Below are 8,411 nucleotides of genomic sequence, written 5' to 3' on the forward strand. Positions count from 1 at the left end.
GCACCGAGCCAGGCGACGGTGCCGTCGTCGATCAGGATCGCCTCGGCGAAAGGGTCGGCCGCGGTGTGCACCACGCCGTGTCGGTAGAGGGTCGAGCTCACAGGGGCACACGATAGGGCAGGTCAGCGCAGGCAGAGGCCGCAAAGCGGGGCGAACCCGTCCCCGGAGTCCGACAAGGGCGTCACGTCAGACCGACGAGTACGCCACCACCCCGTGCCGGAGGGCGTCGACCGCCTTGCGTGCGGTGTCCCGCAGCCGCTGGTGCGGCGCCGCCTGGGACACCTGGTCGAGCACGTCGATGACCTGCTTGCACCACCGCACGAAGTCGCCCGCGGACAGCTCGCTGCCCTTGAGCACCGCGTCCAGGCTGCGGCCGGCAGCCCAGCGGTGCACGGCCTCGACGAGCCCGGCGTCGAGCGGCTGGATGGTCTCCACCTTGTGCGCCGTCTCCAGGTCGTCCAGCTCCGACCACGCTCGGACGCACGCGTCGAGCGCCACGCCGAGCCGGCTGTTCGGACCCCCGGGGATCCGCGGCTCGCCCTGGTCGTCGCGGCGCGACCGGTACACGAGCGTCGACACCGCGGCAGCCAGGCCGGGGGCGTCGAGCTCGTCGAAGATGCCCCGCCGCAGGCACTCGGCGAGCAGGAGGTCGTTCTCGGCGTAGATTCGGCGCAGCCACCGTCCGTCGTCCGTGACCTCCAGGGCACCGCGGCCGGAGTCGTCGGTGGACCTCTCCAGGTAGCCGAGGCGCAGCAGGATGTCGCAGATGCGGTCGAAGACCGCCGCGATCGAGCCGGTGCGCCCTGCGATCCGCGCGACGAGGGCGTCGTGCTCCCCCGCCAGCCGCGCCCACCGCTCGGCCCAGCGCGCGTGCTCCTCGCGATCAGGACAGCCGTGGCACGGGTGCGCCCGCAGCCTGCGCCGCAGCGCCGCGATCTCCGCGTCGTCCGCGGCAGCGCGCTGGCCGCCCTTGGGACGGTCCTTGCGGGTGGGCCCGGTGCTCGTGCCCACCGACGACCGCAGCGCGGCCGCGAGATCCCGACGGGCCGCCGGGACGCGCGCCGTGAAGCCCTTGGGCACGCGCAGGAAGCCGACCGTGCGCACCCCGGTGCCGACGTCGGCCACCGTGAGCTTGCGCACCTGGCGGTCGATCGTCAGCACCGTGGGCCGCGGACCGTCGAAGCCGGCGTCGCCGCCGGGGTCGATGACGACGGCGTGACCGGACCGCCGGCCGACGGGAATCTCCAGGACGTCACCGACGCGCAGCCCCTCGAGCGTGCGTGCCACCTCGGCGCGCCGCGCTGAGGCCTCCGCCCGGGTCAGGTCCTTCTCGCGGGCCGCGATCGTGCGGCGCAGGGCGGCGTACTCCGCGAAGTCGCCGAGGTGGCACTCCATCGCCTTGGCGTACCCCTCCAGGGCCTCTGCGTGCCCCTGTGCCTGCCGCGCGAGGCCCACCACGCCCCTGTCGGCCTGGAACTGCGCGAAGGACGTCTCGAGGACCTCACGCGCCCGGTCCCGGCCCACCTGGGCGACCAGGTTGACGGCCATGTTGTAGGTCGGCCGGAAGCTCGAGCGCAGCGGGTACAGCCGCTTGGACGCCAGGCCCGCCAGCTGCACGGGGTCGAGCCCGGGGTGCGCGACGACGACCGCGTGGCCCTCCGTGTCGATCCCGCGCCGGCCCGCCCGCCCGGTCAGCTGCGTGTACTCCCCCGGCGTGACGTCGACGTGGCTGGAGCCGTCCCACTTGACCAGCTTCTCCATCACGACCGAGCGCGCGGGCATGTTGATCCCGAGCGCGAGCGTCTCCGTGGCGAACACGACCTTGACCAGGCCGCGCGAGAAGAGGTCCTCGACGGTCTCCTTGAACAGCGGGAGCATCCCGGCGTGGTGCGCGGCGACCCCGCGCTGCAGGGCGTCGCTGAACTCCCAGTAGCCGAGGACGTCGAGGTCCTCCGGCGGGACCGCGGCGCAGCGCTCCTCCACGATGCGGCGGATCTCCGACACCTCGGCGGGGCTGGTGAGCCGGACGCCCGCGGCCAGGCACTGCTGCACGGCGCCCTGGCACCCGGCGCGAGAGAAGATGAACACGATCGCCGGCAGGAGCCCGTCCCGGTCGAGAGCGTCGACCACCGCGAACCGCGGCGTCGGGCGACCGCCGCCGGGTCGTCCTCCGCCCGGTCGGGGCCGGCCACCGCGGTCTCGCGGTCCGCGGCGCGGCTGCCCGGGCTCCTCCCGGTTGCTCCGGCGCAGCAGGTGCGTCAGGTCGGGGTTGATCGGCGGGTCGACACCTGGCGCCGTGGGGTCCACGTGCCCGGCGTACAGGTCGAGCAGCTCGCCGCGTACCAGCACGTGCTGGCCGAGCGGGACCGGTCGGTGCTCGCTCACCACCACCGTGGTGTCCCCGCGCACGGTGGCCAGCCAGTCCCCGAACTCCTCCGCGTTGGACACGGTCGCGGACAGCGAGACCAGCTGCACGTCGTCGGTGAGGTGGATGATCACCTCCTCCCACACCGGGCCGCGGAACCGGTCCGCGAGGTAGTGCACCTCGTCCATCACCACGAAGCCGAGCCCCTGCAGGGTGCTCGACCCCGCGTAGAGCATGTTGCGCAGCACCTCGGTGGTCATCACGACCACCGGCGCCTCGCCGTTGATCGTGGTGTCCCCGGTCAGCAGGCCGACGCGGTCGGCGCCGTAGCGGCGGACCAGGTCCGCGTACTTCTGGTTGGAGAGCGCCTTGATGGGGGTCGTGTAGAACGCCTTGCGCCCGGACGCGAGCGCTAGGTGCACCGCGAACTCGCCGACCACGGTCTTGCCGGCACCGGTCGGGGCCGCGACGAGCACCCCGCTCCCCCGTTCGAGCGCCTGGCACGCCTCGACCTGGAAGTCGTCGAGGGGGAAGCCGAGCAGCTCACGGAACTGGCCCAGCTCGCTGCGGTCCACCTCGGCGCGTCGCTTGGCCGCCGCGTAGCGCTCGGCGGGCGATGGTTCGGCCGGGGACGTGCTCTGGTCCGACGACGAGGACGACGGGGCGGACCTACGGGATCGGGGCACCACGTGCACACCCTAGGCACACCGTCGGTGCGCCGACCGTGCGGCGCGCACTCAGCAGAGGACGGACAACGCCCCGGGGTCGACCGTCACCCGCAGGGGCAGCGGACCGATGCGCTCGCCGTCCGCGAAGGCGACCGGCGGCGTCGGCCCCAGATCCGTCAGGGGCTCGATGAGCACGGACCTGCTCCGGTAGACGTCCACCGAGGGGTGGGTGACGTGCTTGCCCTGCGGGATGCCCGGGAAGATCTTCAGCACCCCGGTCCGGGTGAACGGGCCGGCGACCACGACGTCGAGCAGCCCGTCGTCGACCTCGGCGTCGGGGGCGATCTTGAACCCACCACCGAACCACGACGTGTTGGCGACGGCGACGAGAGTTCCGGCGGACTCCCACACGGAGCCGTCGAGCGTCACGCGGTACCCGTAGGGCCGGAACCGGCCGAGCTCGGCCCCCAGCGCCCGCACGTAGCGCGCCGACCCCTTGGGCCAGGTCATCTCGTTGGCCCGCGCGTTGATCGCCGCGTCGAAACCGCAGGAGAGCACGCCGAGGTACCACTCGTGCGCCGCGTGGTCGGGAGACCCGACGCGCACCGCGTCGACCCGGCGCGGGCCGTCCAGCAGCCCGTGCTCGATCGCCTCCACCGAGGCCTCGACGTCTCCGCGCGGCAGCGCGAGGGACCGGGCGACGTCGTTGCCCGTCCCGGCCGCCACGATGCCGAGCGGGAGCCCCGTGCCCGCCACGACGTTCACGCCGAGGTGCACCATCCCGTCACCGCCGACCACGACGAGCGCGTCCAGGCCCTGCACCGCCGCCGCGCGAGCCCGGTCCGTCGCCTGGGCCAGCGTCGAGGCGGACAGGTCCTCGACCTTGTGCCCGCGCGACCGCAGGATCTCGTGCGCCCGACGGCCCGCCAGCGTGCCCCGGCCCCTGCCGGCGGTCGGGTTGACGACGAGGCCGAGGTGGATCACGCGGTGCCCGGCTCGTCGGCGATCGTCCCGTCGAGGCGCGGGAGCCCCGCGGCCACGCGCTGCCGGTCGACGCGGCGGTCGTGCAGCACGCACACACCGAGCGCCACGAAGTACAGGCCGCTCATCGGGATGGCGACGGCGAGCATCGTGATCGCGTCGGGAGTCGGGGTGACGATCGCGGCGAACACGAACGAGAGGAGCACCGCCCACCGCCAGCTCTTGCGCCACGTGGCCGCGGTGCCGATCCCCGCGAAGTTCAGCGCGACCATCACGACGGGCAGCAGGAACGCGATCCCGAACGCGAGCATGATCCGCATGACGAAGCCGAGGTACGTCTGCGCGTCGATGAGGTTGGTGGCGCCGGTCGGCGTGAACTCGGTGAGCAGGCGCACCGCGTTGGGCAGCACCCACCACGCCATGAACGCTCCCGCGAGGAACAGCGGCACCGCCACGCCGACGAACCCGAACGCGTAGCCCCGCTCCTTGCGCGTCAGACCGGGCGTCACGAACGCCCAGAACTGGTACAGCCACCACGGGCTGGACAGGATCACGCCCAGGAAGAACGACACCTTGACGCGCATGTCGAACGACGTGGCGATCCCCGAGAAGTTGAGCGCGATGAGGCTGTCGCGCTCCTCGGCGACCCGCACGATCGGCTGCTGGAGGGCGGTGAAGACGGGGTCGTAGAGGAACCAGCCGATGACCGCACCGACCACCACACCGAGGGCAGCGAGGAAGACGCGGCGGCGCAGCTCGACCAGATGGGCACGCAGCGGCATCCGGCCGCCGGGTTCAGCCCCGCGGCGAGCGCTCATGTGAGGTTCAGGCCTTCGGCGGGGTGTTGCCCTCGGTGGGCTCCGCGGCGGGCCGGACCGGGGTCACGTAGTGGGGCTCGACCGTTGGGGGGACCGCCGGCGGTGCGCCGACGGGCGTCACGCCGCTCGGTGCCACGGGAGGCGTCGCGGTCGTGGTCGTCGTCGTGGTGACCGGGGCGTCGTCGTCCCGCAGGTCCTTGACCTCGTTCTTGAAGATCTTCATCGACTGGCCCACGCTCTTGGCCAGGTCGGGCAGCCGCTTCGCGCCGAACAGCAAGACGACCACGAGCAGCACGACGAGCACGTGCCAGGCGCTGATGTTTCGGAACACGTCGAGTCCTCCGTCGGATGTCGATGACCGGGTGATCCTACCCGTGCCACCTGGGGATCGGGCGCAGACGGCTCACGTCCAGTACGCGCGCCACCGCAGTCGCGTCGCCGCACGTCGTTGCTCGCGCTCCACCCGCCGGTCCGCCGCGCCGGCACGCACCTCGGCGAGCCGGGCGCGCAGGACGTCCCGGTCGGCGAACAGCGTCGGACCTGTCTCCCGCGTCTCCGCGGCAGCCTGCAGCTCGTCCACACGGTCGGCCAGCTGGGCGGCGACGTCGGCCGCGCGGGACAGCTCGCGTCCGAGCGCGACCGCCGACCGCCACAGCCGGCGGCCGAGCAGGAACGCGCCGCCGAGCGTCGCCAGGACGAGCACGGTCCAGACCGTGAACCACAGCACGTCAGCCCACCTCCCCGTACGCGCGCAGGGCGGCGCGCGCGGACGCGGCGACCTCCTGCGCGATGCGCGCCGGTCGCACCTCGAGCACGTCGTCCGCCACCTGGAGCACGAGGTGGCGCAGCCAGGCGTGCTGGACCACGCGCAGGTCCACCTCGAACGACCCGTCGTCCAGGTTGCGCACGGCCTCCACGGGGGTCGTCTCCGCGACCCACCGGGCCTGGCTCGTCAGGTGGAGGGTGACCAGCTCCCCGTCCGTTCCCGGCGAGAAGACCTCGGCACCGGGCCGGACCTGGTGGTCCTCCGCGTCGGTGTCGAGCACCTCGGCGGCCAGCACGCGATCGATGCGGAACAGGCGCTCGCCGTCGACGAGCAGGCACCACCCCAGCAGGTAGGAGCGCTCGTCGTCGGTGACCAGCCGGATCGGGTCGACGTCGCGTTCCGTGCTGACGTCGGACGCGTTCACGTACCGCAGGTGGAGCCGACGGCCGTGGCGCAGCGCGGTCGCGACCGCTGCTGCGACGTCGGGGGCGGCATCGACCGAGAGCTGCACGTCCACGGCGGCGGCCGCGTCACCCGTCGCCGCCGTGCGCCGAGCCGAGGGCGGCGTCCAGAGCGCGCAGCGCCGCGACCAGCGCGACCGCCTCCCGGGCACCCAGCCGCAGCGGACGGGTCATCCCGCGCGACTCCGTGAGCCGCACGACGCCCTGCTCGTAGGACGCGGCGTCGAAGTCGATCAGGTCGTGCGGGTAGTAGCCGGGCGTGCCGGTGACCCACAGGGTGTCGATGTCGTCCATCACCTGCCGGGCGGTCACGCCGAACTGCTCGGCGATCGCGTCGACCGGGACGCCCTCGTGGCGGTCCAGGTACGTGATCATGCCGAGCATCCGCAGGAGCCGGTCGCTGGCGCGCTCAGCCATCGGAGGACACCCCCTGGTCGAGCGTGGCCGCCGTGCGCAGCAGGTGCAGGACCGAGCTACGCAGCCCGGCTGGGGCGAGCACGACGACGGCGTCGCCGTACCCGACCAGCTCCTCGGCCAGCTCCCACTCCGCGCGGAACGGGACGTGCACGAGATCACGGTGCGCGAGTGCGGGGTCCGCAGACCAGTCCGGGCCGTCCGCCGGAGCGGGGACCGCGCGGGCCCGGGGGGCACTCGCGCGCTCGGGCAGGATCGCCAGGGTCGCGATCCGCTCGGGACCGCTCCCCCACGTCTCCAGGGCGTGCGCGAGCTCCTCGGCGCTCGGCGGCTGGAACGCGCCGGGCTCGCCGACCGTCCGCACCGTCCCCTCGATCCGGCTCAGCCGGAACGACCGGCTGGCTCCGCGGTCCCGGTCACGGCCCACGAGCACCCACCCGCCGCGCCGCGCGAGCAGCTTCCACGGCTCGACGGAGCGCTCGCGGACCTCGCCGGTCGTCGCGGCGCGGTAGGTGAACCGGACCGCCTGGCGGGCCTGCACGGCGTCCACCAGCGGCCCGAACGCGCCGCCACCCGCCCGGACGCGCGGGGCGAGCCCGGCGACGAGGTCGCTGGACTCCGGCGCCTCCCCGACGGCGCGCAGCTTGGTCAGCGCGCGTGTGGTGTCCGCGCGGACCGCCTGGTCCTGCCACACCTGTGCGGCCATCGCGAGCACGCCCAGCTCGGCGGCCGTGAGGTCCAGGGGCGGCAGCGCATAGGCGTCCAGGTCCACGCGGTAGCCGATGTCGTCGCCGTGGCCGGCGTCGGTGACCGTGAGGATCGGGATCCCGAGGTCGCGCAGGGTGTCCTTGTCCCGCTCGAACATCCGCTCGAAGGCGTCGTCCGACGGGGCCTCCTGATATCCGGCGACGCTGGTGCGCACCTGCTCCTTCGTCATCCGGCCCGCGGTGTTGACCAGGGCGATGACGAGGTTGAGCAGGCGCTCGGCGGGGGCGATCTGAGCGGCCATCGGGCACCACCGTAGTGGCCGGTAGCGTGGGCGGGTGATCACGTGGCGTGCGGGTGTCGTGGTGTCGCTCGGGGCCACGTGGCCCGGCGCCGCCGAGGTGACGGTCGAGCTGGAGGCCCCGGTGGGCACCGCGACGGCCGGTGACACGGTCCGCGCGCTGGCCTTCCCCTCGCTGGTGGGGAGCCCGGAGATCGGCGACCGCGTGCTGCTCAACGTCTCGGCGCTGGCCCGCGGGCTGGGCACCGGCGGGTACGCCCTCGTGATCGCCCTGCCCGACCGCACGCCCACCGACCCTCCCGAGGGACCGGGCCACCTGGTCAAGGCCCGCTACACGCCGTTGCAGGCCATGGTGCTCGGAGTGGACGACCAGGAGTCGCCGCACCACGACGTGCTGCGTGACGCCGACGACCTCGACGGCCTCCCGGTCGTCGTCGCCGACCTGCACTCCGCCCTGCCCGCCATCGTCGCCGGCGCACGGTTCGCCGCGGACGTGGCCGGGCGCCCTGCCCCGCGGGTCGCGTACGTCATGACCGACGGCGGTGCCCTGCCCGCGTGGTTCTCGCGGACGGTGGCCGGGCTGCGGTCCGCAGGCTGGATCGAGGCGTGCGTGACCACCGGGCAGTCGTTCGGGGGCGACCTGGAAGCGGTCACGGTGCACACCGGGCTGCTCGCGGCGCGGCACGTCGTCGGCGCCGACGTCGTCGTCGTGGCGCAGGGGCCGGGCAACCTGGGGACCGGCACGCGCTGGGGGTTCTCCGGGGTGGCCGCCGGCGAGGCGGTGAACGCGGCCGCCGTGCTGCGCGGGCGACCGGTCGCGTCGCTGCGCGTGTCGGGCGCGGACCAGCGCGAGCGGCACCTGGGCGTGTCGCACCACTCGCTGACCGCCTACGGCCGGGTGTCGCTCGCGTCGGCGGACGTCGTCGTGCCGC

At 73.9% G+C, this 8,411-nt stretch carries 9 protein-coding genes; 1 reads left to right on the forward strand and 8 read right to left on the reverse strand.

Translation table 11 applies throughout. From position 1 onward, the window contains the following. Positions 1-186: 186 nt before the first annotated feature. From AC1DUQ_RS15715 to AC1DUQ_RS15750, 8 genes are all read right to left on the reverse strand, one after another. The gene (locus tag AC1DUQ_RS15715) at positions 187-3,054 is read right to left on the reverse strand and encodes a DEAD/DEAH box helicase (RefSeq protein WP_477062024.1); all 2,868 of its coding nucleotides are present in this window, start codon (positions 3,052-3,054) and stop codon (positions 187-189) included. A gap of 48 nt (positions 3,055-3,102) precedes the next feature. Further along, complete coding sequence (locus tag AC1DUQ_RS15720) at positions 3,103-4,017, reverse strand: diacylglycerol/lipid kinase family protein (RefSeq protein ID WP_477062023.1); 915 nt, start codon at positions 4,015-4,017, stop codon at positions 3,103-3,105. Then, positions 4,014-4,796 (reverse strand): twin-arginine translocase subunit TatC, encoded by a 783-nt coding sequence (gene tatC / locus AC1DUQ_RS15725; protein WP_477062290.1) that lies wholly within the window; start codon positions 4,794-4,796, stop codon positions 4,014-4,016. The genes AC1DUQ_RS15720 and tatC overlap by 4 nt, the downstream gene beginning before the upstream one ends. A 43-nt stretch (positions 4,797-4,839) precedes the next feature. Continuing rightward, positions 4,840-5,163, reverse strand: a complete 324-nt coding sequence (gene tatA / locus AC1DUQ_RS15730; protein ID WP_477062022.1) for a Sec-independent protein translocase subunit TatA — start codon at positions 5,161-5,163, stop codon at positions 4,840-4,842. Positions 5,164-5,235: 72 nt separating this feature from the next. Next, the gene (locus AC1DUQ_RS15735) at positions 5,236-5,559 is read right to left on the reverse strand and encodes a hypothetical protein (RefSeq protein ID WP_477062021.1); all 324 of its coding nucleotides are present in this window, start codon (positions 5,557-5,559) and stop codon (positions 5,236-5,238) included. Between the two features lies 1 nt (position 5,560). Then, complete coding sequence (locus tag AC1DUQ_RS15740; protein WP_477074101.1) at positions 5,561-6,115, reverse strand: helix-turn-helix transcriptional regulator; 555 nt, start codon at positions 6,113-6,115, stop codon at positions 5,561-5,563. A gap of 13 nt (positions 6,116-6,128) precedes the next feature. Then, a complete protein-coding gene (locus AC1DUQ_RS15745; protein ID WP_477074102.1) occupies positions 6,129-6,476 on the reverse strand; it encodes a hypothetical protein in 348 nt (115 codons plus the stop codon). Beyond that, entirely contained in the window at positions 6,469-7,482 is a 1,014-nt protein-coding gene (locus AC1DUQ_RS15750; RefSeq protein ID WP_477062019.1) for a helix-turn-helix transcriptional regulator, read from the reverse strand. The genes AC1DUQ_RS15745 and AC1DUQ_RS15750 overlap by 8 nt, the downstream gene beginning before the upstream one ends. A 34-nt stretch (positions 7,483-7,516) precedes the next feature. On the opposite strand from AC1DUQ_RS15750, the gene AC1DUQ_RS15755 reads away from it, so the two are divergent. After that, a partial coding sequence (locus tag AC1DUQ_RS15755) for a DUF3866 family protein (protein ID WP_477074103.1) occupies positions 7,517-8,411 on the forward strand: 895 nt, incomplete at its 3' end.

This window comes from Cellulomonas sp. P4_B5_2 (assembly GCF_056402235.1).